At 57.5% G+C, this 12,716-nt stretch carries 24 protein-coding genes; 21 read left to right on the top strand and 3 right to left on the bottom strand.

Annotated features, from left to right (window positions below):
- The first annotated feature begins 127 nt into the window (after positions 1–127).
- From ACUVOF_RS00630 to ACUVOF_RS00680, 11 genes are all read left to right on the top strand, one after another.
- A complete protein-coding gene (locus ACUVOF_RS00630) occupies positions 128–946 on the top strand; it encodes a GPO family capsid scaffolding protein (protein ID WP_447042516.1) in 819 nt (272 codons plus the stop codon).
- Between the two features lie 15 nt (positions 947–961).
- Positions 962–1,978 carry a phage major capsid protein, P2 family gene (locus tag ACUVOF_RS00635; RefSeq protein ID WP_447042517.1) on the top strand — a complete coding sequence of 339 codons (1,017 nt, stop codon included), beginning with the start codon at positions 962–964 and terminating at the stop codon, positions 1,976–1,978.
- Positions 1,979–1,981: 3 nt separating this feature from the next.
- The gene (gene gpM / locus ACUVOF_RS00640) at positions 1,982–2,644 is read left to right on the top strand and encodes a phage terminase small subunit (protein WP_447042518.1); all 663 of its coding nucleotides are present in this window, start codon (positions 1,982–1,984) and stop codon (positions 2,642–2,644) included.
- Positions 2,645–2,781: 137 nt separating this feature from the next.
- Positions 2,782–3,255, top strand: coding sequence for a head completion/stabilization protein (locus ACUVOF_RS00645; protein ID WP_447042519.1), 474 nt, complete (start codon positions 2,782–2,784; stop codon positions 3,253–3,255).
- Complete coding sequence (locus ACUVOF_RS00650) at positions 3,252–3,464, top strand: tail protein X (RefSeq protein ID WP_447042520.1); 213 nt, start codon at positions 3,252–3,254, stop codon at positions 3,462–3,464. The genes ACUVOF_RS00645 and ACUVOF_RS00650 overlap by 4 nt, the downstream gene beginning before the upstream one ends.
- Positions 3,465–3,509: 45 nt before the next feature.
- Positions 3,510–3,713: a hypothetical protein gene (locus ACUVOF_RS00655; protein WP_447042521.1), complete on the top strand. Its 204-nt coding sequence runs from the start codon at positions 3,510–3,512 to the stop codon at positions 3,711–3,713.
- Positions 3,703–4,188 (top strand): lysozyme, encoded by a 486-nt coding sequence (locus ACUVOF_RS00660; RefSeq protein ID WP_447042522.1) that lies wholly within the window; start codon positions 3,703–3,705, stop codon positions 4,186–4,188. Before ACUVOF_RS00655 ends, ACUVOF_RS00660 begins: the two co-directional genes overlap by 11 nt.
- Positions 4,185–4,607 carry an Rz-like lysis system protein LysB gene (lysB, locus tag ACUVOF_RS00665; protein ID WP_447042523.1) on the top strand — a complete coding sequence of 141 codons (423 nt, stop codon included), beginning with the start codon at positions 4,185–4,187 and terminating at the stop codon, positions 4,605–4,607. The genes ACUVOF_RS00660 and lysB overlap by 4 nt, the downstream gene beginning before the upstream one ends.
- Complete coding sequence (lysC, locus tag ACUVOF_RS00670; protein WP_447042524.1) at positions 4,507–4,752, top strand: Rz1-like lysis system protein LysC; 246 nt, start codon at positions 4,507–4,509, stop codon at positions 4,750–4,752. The genes lysB and lysC overlap by 101 nt, the downstream gene beginning before the upstream one ends.
- On the top strand, positions 4,715–5,209 hold the full coding sequence (locus ACUVOF_RS00675) for a phage tail protein (protein ID WP_447042525.1): 495 nt from the start codon (positions 4,715–4,717) through the stop codon (positions 5,207–5,209). The genes lysC and ACUVOF_RS00675 overlap by 38 nt, the downstream gene beginning before the upstream one ends.
- Positions 5,199–5,657, top strand: coding sequence for a phage virion morphogenesis protein (locus ACUVOF_RS00680; protein ID WP_447042526.1), 459 nt, complete (start codon positions 5,199–5,201; stop codon positions 5,655–5,657). Before ACUVOF_RS00675 ends, ACUVOF_RS00680 begins: the two co-directional genes overlap by 11 nt.
- A gap of 71 nt (positions 5,658–5,728) precedes the next feature.
- On the opposite strand, the gene ACUVOF_RS00685 is transcribed toward ACUVOF_RS00680, so the two are convergent.
- Both ACUVOF_RS00685 and ACUVOF_RS00690 read right to left on the bottom strand, forming a co-directional pair.
- Entirely contained in the window at positions 5,729–6,091 is a 363-nt protein-coding gene (locus ACUVOF_RS00685; protein WP_447042527.1) for a helix-turn-helix domain-containing protein, read from the bottom strand.
- A gap of 38 nt (positions 6,092–6,129) precedes the next feature.
- Entirely contained in the window at positions 6,130–6,387 is a 258-nt protein-coding gene (locus ACUVOF_RS00690; protein ID WP_447042528.1) for a type II toxin-antitoxin system RelE family toxin, read from the bottom strand.
- Positions 6,388–6,536: 149 nt separating this feature from the next.
- On the opposite strand from ACUVOF_RS00690, the gene ACUVOF_RS00695 reads away from it, so the two are divergent.
- From ACUVOF_RS00695 to ACUVOF_RS00740, 10 genes are read left to right on the top strand one after another with little or no spacing between them, the layout of a single operon-like run.
- Positions 6,537–7,088 (top strand): phage baseplate assembly protein V, encoded by a 552-nt coding sequence (locus tag ACUVOF_RS00695; RefSeq protein WP_447042529.1) that lies wholly within the window; start codon positions 6,537–6,539, stop codon positions 7,086–7,088.
- Positions 7,088–7,438, top strand: a complete 351-nt coding sequence (locus ACUVOF_RS00700) for a GPW/gp25 family protein (protein ID WP_447042530.1) — start codon at positions 7,088–7,090, stop codon at positions 7,436–7,438. Before ACUVOF_RS00695 ends, ACUVOF_RS00700 begins: the two co-directional genes overlap by 1 nt.
- Entirely contained in the window at positions 7,435–8,331 is an 897-nt protein-coding gene (locus ACUVOF_RS00705) for a baseplate assembly protein (RefSeq protein ID WP_447042531.1), read from the top strand. The genes ACUVOF_RS00700 and ACUVOF_RS00705 overlap by 4 nt, the downstream gene beginning before the upstream one ends.
- A complete protein-coding gene (locus ACUVOF_RS00710) occupies positions 8,328–9,053 on the top strand; it encodes a phage tail protein I (protein ID WP_447042532.1) in 726 nt (241 codons plus the stop codon). The genes ACUVOF_RS00705 and ACUVOF_RS00710 overlap by 4 nt, the downstream gene beginning before the upstream one ends.
- Complete coding sequence (locus ACUVOF_RS00715; protein ID WP_447042533.1) at positions 9,050–9,577, top strand: phage tail-collar fiber domain-containing protein; 528 nt, start codon at positions 9,050–9,052, stop codon at positions 9,575–9,577. Before ACUVOF_RS00710 ends, ACUVOF_RS00715 begins: the two co-directional genes overlap by 4 nt.
- A complete protein-coding gene (locus ACUVOF_RS00720) occupies positions 9,574–9,933 on the top strand; it encodes a hypothetical protein (RefSeq protein WP_447042534.1) in 360 nt (119 codons plus the stop codon). Before ACUVOF_RS00715 ends, ACUVOF_RS00720 begins: the two co-directional genes overlap by 4 nt.
- The gene (locus ACUVOF_RS00725; protein ID WP_447042535.1) at positions 9,926–10,177 is read left to right on the top strand and encodes a hypothetical protein; all 252 of its coding nucleotides are present in this window, start codon (positions 9,926–9,928) and stop codon (positions 10,175–10,177) included. Before ACUVOF_RS00720 ends, ACUVOF_RS00725 begins: the two co-directional genes overlap by 8 nt.
- Positions 10,177–10,542 carry a hypothetical protein gene (locus ACUVOF_RS00730; protein ID WP_447042536.1) on the top strand — a complete coding sequence of 122 codons (366 nt, stop codon included), beginning with the start codon at positions 10,177–10,179 and terminating at the stop codon, positions 10,540–10,542. The genes ACUVOF_RS00725 and ACUVOF_RS00730 overlap by 1 nt, the downstream gene beginning before the upstream one ends.
- On the top strand, positions 10,539–11,318 hold the full coding sequence (locus ACUVOF_RS00735) for a hypothetical protein (protein ID WP_447042537.1): 780 nt from the start codon (positions 10,539–10,541) through the stop codon (positions 11,316–11,318). The genes ACUVOF_RS00730 and ACUVOF_RS00735 overlap by 4 nt, the downstream gene beginning before the upstream one ends.
- A gap of 19 nt (positions 11,319–11,337) precedes the next feature.
- Positions 11,338–11,817, top strand: a complete 480-nt coding sequence (locus ACUVOF_RS00740; RefSeq protein ID WP_447042538.1) for a hypothetical protein — start codon at positions 11,338–11,340, stop codon at positions 11,815–11,817.
- Between the two features lie 41 nt (positions 11,818–11,858).
- Here ACUVOF_RS00740 and ACUVOF_RS00745 read toward each other — a convergent pair whose 3' ends face one another.
- Positions 11,859–12,452: a hypothetical protein gene (locus tag ACUVOF_RS00745; protein ID WP_447042539.1), complete on the bottom strand. Its 594-nt coding sequence runs from the start codon at positions 12,450–12,452 to the stop codon at positions 11,859–11,861.
- Positions 12,453–12,716: the final 264 nt, after the last annotated feature.

Raw genomic sequence — 12,716 nt, forward strand, 5'->3', positions numbered from 1 at the left:
GCCGCAGCCACGATTGTCCCGCCCGGTGTAAGTCACGCCACTTACACCCAGCCCTCATTGAGCCAAGCCGCGTGTGCGGGGAACCTGACCGCAGCCAAACGCCCAACCCACACACCGAGGCCCGACCATGCCCTGGCACCGCATTGCAAAAGAAGGCGCAACTACTGATGGCCGCACCATCAGCGCCGAATGGCTCACTCAAATGGCCGCCAACTTCGACCCCGACAACTACGGCTGCCGGGTCAATATGGAGCACATCAAAGGGCTGCTGCCGGAAGGCCCCTTCAAAGCCTATGGCGATGTCACCGCACTCAAAACCGAAGAAGGTGAAGACGGAAAGCTCGGCTTATACGCCGAGATCGACCCGACCGATGAGCTCAAAGCCATGGTCGAGAAACGCCAGAAGATTTACACCTCCATGGAGATCGACCTCGACTTTGCCGATTCCGGCGAGGCGTATCTGGTCGGCCTGGCCGTCACCGACTCCCCCGCCTCTCTTGGCACTTCCATGCTCAAATTCAGCGCTTCCGAGGGCAAAAACTCCCCACTAGCCGCTCGCAAGCAACGTCCGGAAAACCTCTTCTCTGAAGCCATCGAAACCGAGTTCTCATTCAGCGAGGAAGATGAACAGGAAGAGAAAGGCCCCACACTTGCCGAGCGCGTTAAGGCACTGTTCAAAAAGCAGGACGCCAAAACGGAAGCTGGCTTCGCTGCCTTTCGCGCCGATCTGGAAGAAACCCTTGGCCTGTTTGTGGAAAAACACCAGGCACTCAGCGAAGCGCTTAAAAAGCGCCCCACCCAGGCCGCCTTTGCTGAGCTCAAAAGCGCCCACGACACGCTGAAAAAAGAGTTCGACGCGCTCTATTCCCAGATCGACAACACCCCCAGCCGCCCGTCGCGCAAGCCTGCCACCGGCAACGACGGCTCCATCGAAACCGACTGCTAAGAGACGCCATTAACTATGCGTACAGAAACTCGAAAGCTCTTCAATAAATACGGCCAACGCCTTGCTCGACTTAATGGTGCTGAAAATGCGTACTCTTCATTCGATATTGAACCGAGCGTGCAGCAAACGCTGGAAACCAAGATCCAGGATTCCAGCGATTTTCTCAGTCGAGTCAATGTGATTGGTGTGCGCGATCTTGTCGGCCAAAAGCTTGGCCTAGGCATCAACGGGCCTATTGCCGCCCGTACCGATGTCACTCAGCGAGATCGTAGTCCTATTGATTCCACCACCATGGATAACCATGAGTACCGTTGTGAATCCACCGAATACGATACCTATCTGACCTGGGCCAAACTCGACGCCTGGGCCAAGTTCCCGGATTTTCAGGCACGTATTCGCGACGCCATCATCAAGCAGCAGGCACTCGACCGCTTAATGATCGGCTTTAACGGTAAAACAGCGGCCAAACAGACAGATCGAGCGACCAACCCACTGCTACAAGACGTCAACATTGGCTGGCTGCAGAAATACCGTAACCACTCACCCGCACGGGTAACCAGCGGGCACGTCATTGGCAAAGATCGAGAATTTAAAAATCTAGATGCCCTGGTGCTTGAAGCAGTCAATTCCATGATTGAGCCCTGGTACCGAGACTCTACCGACCTTGTCGCCATTGTCGGCCGTACTTTGATGACTGAAGAGTACCTGCCAAAGGTCAACCAGTATGAGCAGCCGACTGAAAGCCGTGCGCTGGACATGATCATGGCGGCAAAACGCATTGGAGGCTTAAACAGCTACCAAGCCCCCTTCATGCTGGAAAAAGGAATCTTCATCACCTCCTTTGAGAACTTGTCACTTTACTGGCAGGAAGGTTCTCGTCGTCGCTACCTCAAGGACAAGCCCGAACGTAAGCGGATTGAAAACTATGAATCAAGCAATGATGCCTATGTCATCGAAGACTACGGGTTTGGTTGCTTGCTCGAAGACGTTACGCGTGAGGACGCCCCCACAGAAGCACCGGCGGGAGAGTAACCAATGGTCAGTTCTATCCGCCGCCACTTTGAACGCGTCAGCGCCGCCCAGGCCGCCGCTAACGCGGGTGAAGCACCCATGCAGGGTGAAGCCTTCGAGCTCATGCAAGCCGCGCTATTTGAAGACTATCGCCTGCTTAAATCCACACAATCCATGGAGCGCAAAGCCGAGATCAAGCGCGAGATCCTGCCCAAGTACGCCGAGTACATCGAGGGAGTGCTGGAGGCGGGCCAAGGCGCCCAGGACGACGTACTGATGCGCATCATGCTCTGGCGTATAGATGCCGGCGACCTCGCCGGGGCTATTGCGATCGCCAAATACGCTATCAAACACAGCCTCACCCCGCCGGATCAATTCGAGCGCGGTACCGCCGCCATCATTGCTGAAGAAGTCGCCGACCAGGCGTTAAAGCAGCTGGATGAAGAGGGAGCCGATACCACCTCCCTCCTGGTTCACCTGATCGATGTAGAGCGGCTCACTAGCGACGCTGACATGCACGATCAGATCCGCGCCAAGTTGCACAAAGCGCTGGGTTACGCCTGCCGGGCCACCGGCCAGTTGGAAGAAGCCCAGGTCAATCTTGAGCGCGCCCTAGCGCTCAACGATCGCATAGGCGTGAAGAAAGATCTTGAGCGCCTGGAACGCGAGCTGAAACATCGTACGTAAAGAACAGCGCTGCCCAGCCAAAGGCTGACAGCTAACCGAGTCGACCGCCGACGTCAGGGGGCGCGACGTAAGAGCTAGGCGTTTAACGCTGCCGCTCGAACGCCGCCCACCCCCTTTTAATGAATTGAGGTAACCCGATGAGCAGCTTTATCTCGGCAGGCACGGCATCCAGCGACACGGCTGAACAGGCAATCGAAAACAATGGCTTCTGGCCGGACATTGAGCCCAGCGCTTTCCGTGAACGCCACCGGCTGGATAGCACCATTACCCATGCGCGCATTGAAAGCGCACTGCAGGCAGCGATGGCCACGGTCAACCGCGTTTTACGCCACTGGCAAGCCGCCAAAGTGGAAGCGGGTTATCAAACGATGGACTCGCTGCCCATTCCCGTCTGGCAAGCGCCGGAAGTGTTTAACGTGCTCTACCTGCGCGCCGTGTACTCCACCGCCCACGCCAGCCTGCTGGAACGCTACGCGGATTATGACGCCACCAACAGCGGCCGGGAGCGTGGCGAACGCCTGCAAGATCCCGCCGACGGTTACCGCCGCGATGCCGCCTGGGCGATCAGCGAGATCGAAGGACGGCCGCACAGCACGGTGGAACTGATATGACTAGCACCATTCGCGCCCAGCAAAACGACACCCTGGATGCCATCTGCTACCGCGCCTATGGCACCACCCAGGGCGTCACCGAGCAGGTGCTAGCCGCCAACCCAGGGCTGGCGGAACTGGGGCCGCTACTGCCCCACGGTACGCCGGTCACGCTGCCCACGGTAACCCAACCACCCAGCCGCGCCCCCACCGTGCAACTGTGGGATTAACGCTTTAGCGCCCGCTACCGCGCATGGTCAACCATTGAGGCCCGCATGAGCCACTCCTTCGAAATCACCACTGAAAGCGCCAAGGTCGCCCCGCCAGCCGTCGTCTCGCTGCTGCATGTCGGTGGCATGACGCCTGCCGATTGGGTCACGGTGCTAACGCTGCTCTACCTCGCGCTGCAGATCGGCCTTTTGGTACCGCGTTACCTAAAACGCATCCGCGACTATTGGGGGCGCCGCCATGGGTCTTAAACGCCGCATTGCCATCGGGGCCACTGCAGGGGCGCTCAGTATTGCCACCGCCGTGGTCTCCTATTACGAAGGGTATGAACCCGCCGCCTACCGCGACCCCGTGGGCATCGCCACCATTTGCTATGGCCACACCGCCACGGCACGCATGGGGCAAACCCTTAGCCAAGCAGAATGCACGGATCTGCTGCAGTCGGATTTGGGCACTGCCTTTGCCGCGGTCGACCGTCGCGCCCAGGTAGATCTACCACCCCCCACCCGCGCTGCGTTGGCATCGTTCGTTTACAACGTGGGGGAAGGCAACTTTGCCCGCTCGACACTACTGAGAAAACTCAACACAGGCGATTTACGCGGCGCCTGCCATGAGCTCTCCCGCTGGGTCTATGCCGGAGGAAAACGCCTCAACGGCCTTGTCAAACGCCGCGCTACCGAGCGTGAATTGTGTCTGGAGGGCATTAATGAGGAACAAATACCATGAACCGCCTACTCGCCGCGGTGGTGATTTTAGCGCTGGTCATCACCGTTACCTGGGCACTCTGGCAACGCACCAACGCCGCCGAGGCCCGCGCCGATCTGGCCGAACAGCAGCTGGCTGATTCCCTAAAGCGTGAGCAACAACATCAGGTCGTGATTAATGCCCTATGGGATAACACCCTTCGCCAAGCCAATCAGCGCCGCGCCCTGGCCCAACAGCAGGCGGCGCTGGCCCGCACCGCCTCCAACCGCCTCACCACCATCGAGGAGCTACACCGTGAAAATGAAACGCTTCGCGCTTGGGCTACCGCTCGCCTTCCTGATGCTATTAGCCGGATGCGCAAACGCCCCGCCGTCACCGGCGCCGCTGCTTATCACCAATCAGTGCGCAACCCCGAGCCCCTGCACGCTCCCCGCCAGTAACCCGCAAACCAATGGCGAGCTCGACCTGCAGTTAGAACGCACCGAAGCCGCCTGGGCCCAGTGCGCCGCCGAGGTCGATGCCGTTATTGCCTGTCATGAGGCCCCTGATGAAAAAGCTCCACCTGCTACGCGCTCACCTGATTAACGCCGTACCGACACTCGCCAACGACCCCGAACGGCTGCTCACCTTTGTGGAAGAAGGCAGCATCGAATTTCGCCGGGGCCCCAACCTCACCCATGAATACCAGTTCACCGCCCAACTGGTGCTCACCGACTTCAGCGCGGATCTCGACACCATCATCGTGCCGCTACTGAAATGGCTGGCCGAATACCAGCCGGATGTTGATCCAACGGAAGCCATCAGCTTTGAAGCCGAGATCCTCAGTCACAAATCGGTGGATGTGGCCCTACGGGTCAAACTCACCGAACGGGTGATGGCCAAGGTGGATTGCGACACCGGGGAAATTAAAGTGGATCACGCCCTGCCCCGTTTCGAGCCAACCGGCTGCCCGGCCCCCCGCTGGCAATTATTGATTCGTGATAGCGAGATAGACGCCGACTACACCCTGGCAGCCGAATGGGGCGAGCCCCATGGCGGATAATATGGAAGCGCTTGAAGAGTGGGTCGGCCCGCTGCTGGCCCAGCTGGATGTAAAGCAGCGCCGGGCGCTGGCCCGCAACGTGGCGCGGGATCTCCGCCGCCGGCAGCGGGAACGCATCCGCGCCCAAACCAACCCGGATGGCACGCCCTTCGCCCCGCGTAAGCCGCAGTCATTTCGGGCCAAACAGGGCAGCATTCGCCGCCGCACCATGTTCACCAAACTCGCCACCGCTAAATGGCTAAAGGCCACTAACCAGGGTGATACCGCCGTAGTCGGCTTCTTCGGCAACGTGGCCCGGTTGGCCATTACTCACCAGCGCGGCCTTACCGATCGCGTCAGCCGCGACGGCCCCCGCGTCGAGTACGCCCAGCGAGAGCTGCTGGGTTTTACTGCGCTGGATAGCGAGATGATTATGGATTCTGTGCTTGCCCACCTGGACGCACGTTAGACGCGCCAAAAAATACGCCCTACCGTCAAAGGCAGGGCGCTGATCATGTCATCCAGGAATAAATGTAGCCGTTAGGTGAGGTCGCTTAGCTCGACGTCCAGCGCGTTGGCAATGCGCGTTAGCACACTCAATGAGCCGCTTTTTTTACCTGCCTCAATTTCAGAAAGGTAACCCTGGCTAATCCCAACGTTTGCCGCCAGTTCCCCCGCACGTAGGCCACGGTATTCGCGGTACACCTTCACGGGTGCCACGCCGTCCAGCAGCGCATCCACAACCGCTTCGGGAAACGACTCTTCACCGCGAGCCACCACCGCGTTGGCAGCGTCGATATCATCCTGATCCTCCAACCGTGCAAGCAACGCCTGGTACTCCTGCTCGGGCAGTACCACCAACCGCTCGCCGGTGGGCGTTTGAATAATCTGAGGTACGCTCATGTAGCCTCCTGTTAAGTTACTGGTGCGCTATGGGTGCTTTATTGATAAACGCCGCCACGGGCACCGATGTTAATGATGTCCAACACATCGCCGCGTTCATCGATGATCACCCGCCAGTCGCCTACCCGCAGACGAATATAATCGCTCCCCTTCAACGCCTTCACATTATTGCGTTGGCTTTCCGGGTCTTCCGCGTAGGCTTTGATTTTGCCTTGAATGCGCTTCGACTCTGGCCGGGGCATTCTCTGCAGCACCTTTAATGCGCTTTTACGGTAAGTGATCGTCTTCATCACCATTATTATAGCTAACAGCAAACAAATATCGACTATTTTTAGCTATCAGCTAAATCTTAGTAGTACCCTCCCTCTGCCGTCACAGTGTAAATCACCCCATTCACACCCGCCGTCGCTTCGCCTGCGTGTAAAGCCGCCGCAGGATAGCGGCTATGAACATTCCCGAACTCCTCCGCCTGCTGCACAACCTGATCCGCCTCGGCACCATCGCCGAGGTGGATCATCGCGCTGCCCGCGTGCGCGTTAAAACCGGCGAGCTATTAACGGATTGGCTGCCGTGGGTCGAAAGTCGCGCAGGCACCACGCGGGACTGGGATCCGCCCACGAAGGGCGAGCAGGTCATCATCTTTTCACCCGGTGGCGATCCTGCTGCCGGGGTCGTGCTTACTGGCTTATTTTCCAACGCCCACCCGGCCACGACCAACAGCGCTGATCTATGGCGCAGGCTGTTCCCGGATGAAGGGCTCTTCGAGTACGACCACGCCAACAGCGTGCTGCGTATTCATCTACCCGGCGCAATCGAGATCGTCGCCCCCGGCGGCACCACCTGGCAGGGCAACATCAAGCACACCGGCGAGCTCAACCGCGAAGGCGGCTACGCCCAGCAAGGTGGTGGGCTACGTCACAACGGTAAAAACGTCGGCCATGATCACGCTCACAGCGGTGTTCGAAGCGGCGATAGCAACACCCAGGGGCCAGTGTAATGGCAGGCATGAACGCACACACCGGCCGCCGGTTAGATTCGCTGGCCCATATCCAGCAGTCAGTGAACGACATCCTCACCACCCCGATTGGCTCTCGGATTATGCGTCGGGATTACGGCTCGCTGCTGCCGGAACTGATCGACCAGCCACTAAATGGCCCCACGGCGCTACGGGCCTATTCCGCCACGGTGGTGGCCTTGATGAAGTGGGAACCGCGCATTCGCGTGCAGCAGATTACCCGCCAAGTCTCAACCCAACGCCCTGGCCGCTTTGATCTGATTATTACCGCCCGGCGGATGGATAACGGCGAAAGCGTCAGCCTGGCTTTGCCGCTAAGGGGGAACGCATGAATAACGCCATCGATCTCTCCCAGCTTCCCGCGCCCAACATTATCGAACCGCTGGACTTTGAAACCATCCTCGCCGCACGTAAGGCGCGGCTGATTTCGCTCTACCCCGAAGAAGAGCGAGAGGCGATCACCGAGCTTCTCACGCTGGAATCCGAACCGCTGGTCAAGCTGTTGGAAGAGAACGCCTACCGCGAACTACTGCTTCGCCAACGCATTAACGAGGCTGCGCTGGCGGTGATGATCGCGTTTGCCAACGATGAAGATCTCGACCAGCTAGGTGCCAACCTCAACGTCCAACGCCTGGTGCTGGATGAAGGTGACCCCGACGCCATTCCGCCGGTACCGCCCACTCTGGAAAACAACCGTGACTACCGCGAGCGTATCCAGCTCGCGTTCGAGGGGCTGTCGGTGGCCGGGCCTGTCGGCGCCTATGAATTTCAGGCCAAAAGCGCCCACCCGGATGTGCTCGATGTCTCGGTGGAAAGCCCTGAACCGGTTGATGTGGTAATCACCATTCTCTCCCGCGAAGCCGGTGGTCAACCCAGCCAGGCGGTACTGGATGCCGTTCGTTTGCGAATCGATGAGCGCCGTCCCTTAACTGATCGCGTCACCGTGCAAGCAGCCACCCTGTTGCCCTACACCATTAGCGCCGCACTGACATTACGTGTTGGCCCCGACCCGGCCGTTATCCGGGATGAGGCCCGCAAGCGTTTAGAGAGCTATACCGAGTCCCGCCACCGCCTGGGCGCCTGGATTACCCGCTCGGGCATTCATGCTGCCTTGACCGTGGAAGGTGTCGAACGCATCACGCTTAACGATTTTGACGAGATCATCGCCGCCAAACACCAGGCGCCGCACTGCACCGGCATTTCACTCGTAACGGAGGCAGTGTGAGCGACTTACTACCACCTAACCGCACCTCGCTGGAAGCCCGCCTGGCAGCCTCACACCCGCTTAATCTGCCGGTACCGCTGCGCACGCTCTGGAACCCAGCTACCTGCCCGGTGCAGTTCCTGCCGTTCCTGGCCTGGGCATTTTCAGTCGACCAGTGGCACGAAACCTGGCCAGAAAGCGTCAAGCGCCGGGTGATTGCCAACAGCGCTGAACTGCACCGCATCAAAGGCACCCGCCCCGCGGTGGAACTGGCCATGGAATCGCTGGGCGTCAGCGTGGAGTTAACCGAATGGTTTGAGGCCTCGCCGCCGCTGCCCCGGGGCACATTCAGCGCCGTACTTTACGTGAATGAAAACCTCAACCCAGAAGCGCCCGCGCTGCTCAGCGACACTCTTTACACCCAGCTACGCCAGGCAATCGACAATGCCAAGAACGTGCGCAGCCACTACACCTTCAAGGCCGGTGCCAAGTACGCATCAACCATAGGCGCTGCCAGCGCCCTAAAAAGCGCCGCCGTTCGTCGTGACACCGCTAACGCGGTGACCCCACCACTGGAAGCAAAAAGCCGCATAGGCGTGGCAGCAGCACAGCGCACCGCCGCCGTTACCCGCCAAACCGCCACGGCCAGCCAAGATGCCACCCTATCCACCATCCCGCTTGCCGTGGCCTGCACCTACCGTGCCACGGCAGTGGCACGTTACACATTGGAGGCCCAACCATGACGGCCCTGGTACCCACGCTAACCCTCGCCGGGCTTAATGCGGTGTTTAATGCTGAAGGCGACGGCCTGCAGGCAAAGCTTACCCACATTGTGCTGGGCGATCAGGGACGCACGCCCAGCCCATCGCACACCAAATTAGGCAACCAGCGCCGCCGCATTGCCATTGCCGATGGTCAGAAAACCGCCGACCGCCAACTGCACGTTACCGGCGTAGTGGATGGCGACGGTGACGAATTCTGGGTACGCGAAGTTGGTTTCCAGTTGGAGGACGGCACGCTACTGGCGATCTGGTCAGCTGAGCAGCCGCTGGCCTACGTCTCGAATAACGTACCGTTGCTGTTGGCGTTCGATTTACGCCTGGATGCGCTACCGACCGACGCTGTCACCATCGTGACCACCGGCGCCAATCTGTCACTGGCCGCCTGGGGCGAGCAGTACACCGCCAACGCTGCCGCCATCGTCGACAACATGGCCCGTCAGGTCGATCTGCTGTTTCGCGTTCAGGCACTTGAGAAGCGCCCATGAGTACCCAGGCCCCCACGCTCACGATGGTTGCCGGTACCACTTACCGCTTCAGTGCGAATTGGGCCAGCGACGACGCCAACGCCACGCCGGTGGATCTCACCGGCTGCGAAGCCATCTTTATGGTGGCCAGCTATCAAGGCGAGACGCTGCTGACCTGCGAAACCAGCAGCGGTATAGAGCTGGAACCAGAACAGGGCGGCATCCACCTGCACATAGGCCCCGAACAAACCGCCGGGCCGATTGCGCCCCACTGGGCCGGGGCGCGTTACGAGCTGCGCATTACGTTTCCCAACGGCGATGTATTCAGCCTGCTGCAAGGGCGCTTTCAGCTGAAACCGGGGGTGATCCATGGCTAACGCCACGCGCCTCACCATCACCATGCCTGCCCGTTCGGTCACGGTTTATCTGCCAGCGCCGCCGCGCTTTCAGGTGATAAGCCACGGGCTGCAGGGGCCGCCCGGCACGCTTTCGGCGGAGATCCTTCAACAGGTAAGCGAAGCCCGCCACGCCACCCAACAGCTCGGCAGCATGATGACCGCGCTCACTCAGGAATTTACCTACTACGGCGGCACCATCGCCGCCCAGGAGGAGGCCAAATAATGAGCTTTGATGAGAATCTAACCGCACTACGCCAGGCCGTGACCCACACCCTTGGGGTGATCGACGGCAAGCTGCGCAATAAAGCCAACAAATCGGATGTGCTGACCGGCGAGCAGGTCGACCAGCGCATTCAAACGCTGATCGGCGCGGCCCCGGAAACGCTGGACACCCTGGCCGAAATCGCCGAGGCCCTGGGCAATAACCCCAACTTCGCCACCACCATCACCGAGCAGCTCGGCACCAAGGCCACCAAAACCCAACACGCCGCGCTGGAAACCCAGCTTAGCGATGCCCTCACCGCGCTTACTGACGCCTTCGCCGAAGGCGCCGCCAACATTCAAAACGCCACCCAGGAGGTAACATGAGCTTAGAAAGCCAAATCGCCGCGCTCGTCAGCGCCGCTAACAGCCTTACCAGCCAAGTGGCTGGGAAGATGTCTGGCATTGACTCAGCAGTACAAGCGGCTGTGCAGGGAATCCCGCAAGCCATTGAAGATAAAATGAACCGCATTGTTCATGTAGACCAGCTTAATGGTAATGACAATAACTCCGGAACAAGCACAAATCCCATAAAAACAATCCGTAAAGCGGCGCAGGATACCCCTTCTGGTGCGGCTGTGACGATCACTCTCATGTCGGATTATGAATTTTATGACTTGACCGATTCTGCTGATTTTATTAATGCCTATGTGAGAATTCGGTCACTCGATGTTAGTGATCACAAGAAAATTAAATTTAACCGTTATAACAATGATGGAAAAGAGCGCGTAGCGGGATTTGGCTCTCGTCGCGGAGGCCTATTTAATTTTTATAACGTAAAACTAGAGTTGCCTGATATGCCAGCAAACCCTGGTTCCTTCGGCTTTAATAGTTGCGTTATCACTACGCATGCTGGTGATGACATGGGGGTTCCGCTGTCATTACAAATGAACGATGTGGATATCACCGTTCCTGATCCTTCAACAAACGGCTTTTACTTCATAGGCAACCATAACGGCATCACGATGGCGTCGGTTCTCAACTTCTCCGCTGATCAAGCCTGGCTTGATCGCGATAAGTTTTTTCATGGAAGCACCGATACAGATGGTGTGCTCTTAGGCAAACGCATTGTTTCAAATGCTGGCATCCTTCCTTCCGCATAGTATAAGTGAGGCAACTAAAATGTTTCTGAACATTAATTACAACGGCAAAATGTATTCTGAATGGGAGCCAGATAAACTTGTTAACTCTGGCGTCCCGGCTGGCCTAGTGGTAAGCAAAGCCCGTGAGAGTCTGTCAGCCCATATCGATACCGCCGCTGGAAACGCCCGCGCCGCATTCGTCAGCCCAGGTAGCTACATTGATCAAGAGTATCTTTTAGCAAAGCAGGAGGCCACTGAGTGGCTAGCGGGAGGCAAAGACGCAACGGCGATCCCATCCAGCGTTAATGACCACATGGCTATGTTTGAAGTCGGTGCCGAAGCCGCCGCCCTGGAGATCGTAGCCACCGCCGAGGCCTGGGAAACCGCACTACGCGAGATCCGCCAGCTACGGCTGGGGGGCAAAGCCGCGGTGCATCAGGCGGAGACGATTGAGGAGGCGGAGGAAGTGGCACAGCAAGCTATTGAACAGCTTAATCGGTATCGACCGCCAAAGGCATGAGCATTCATTCTGGACGAACTAAGCCCGCCGGGAGGTGGGCTTCATGTTGTCAGCCTTTTTGCATAATCAATATATCTAAACAAGTCCCGAGCGAGGGGAGTTAGGCGACTCGTGTTATACGCAATGACTCCCCCCATTCCGCTGGCAGGAGGTGAAACAAGACCAGTTCTTGCCAACCCACTAACAATGGCATTTAAAAGATGTATATCAATTTTAAGCTCTTTTTCTGCTTTAACATAAAAAGCTTTCAACTGTTTCTGTCCGTCTACCGTATGCTTTTTTTCAAGATATATTTGATGCATGTGCATAAAACATAAAATATCTAGCTCTATTCTTGTTACTCCTGATAAAGAAGAAACCGCCATCTGCACAAAATCAGGCCGCTTATCGGCATCACCACACTGAATCCCACCAATCATAGCATCAGCAATATAGTCGACCACCTCACGCTCAGAGCAAATTTCAAAGGCTCTACCCACACGCATGAACAGAGCGAACCGTTGATCGCTGTTGCAAATCTCTTCTTCGGTCATACCATGCGCTTCTGCTTTCTGGAGTAGCCGTTCAAACTTCCATGCCATGTAGCCTCGGTATGCCATTCCAAAGCTTTTCAATATCAACTCTGTTCCGTTCATCCCTATCCTTTTAATATTTTTATGAACGAGGCTGTCATTCGATGTTTTCCGCTCATTGCTGAACCCAAAGAGGCCTATCGGCACGAGTTCCTTTAGTTCAAACTTGACGTCATATCCTCATTTTAACTGATTAGCAATGATCAAAAGACTTAAAAGAAATACAGCAAGCTATCGAACAGCTCAAAAGGCACAAGCCAAAGAACATTTCATCACTTACACTTAACGATAAAGCCAACCACTGGTTGCGCTTTATTACTTAACTTA

The sequence above is a fragment of the Vreelandella sp. H-I2 genome (genome assembly GCF_052959335.1).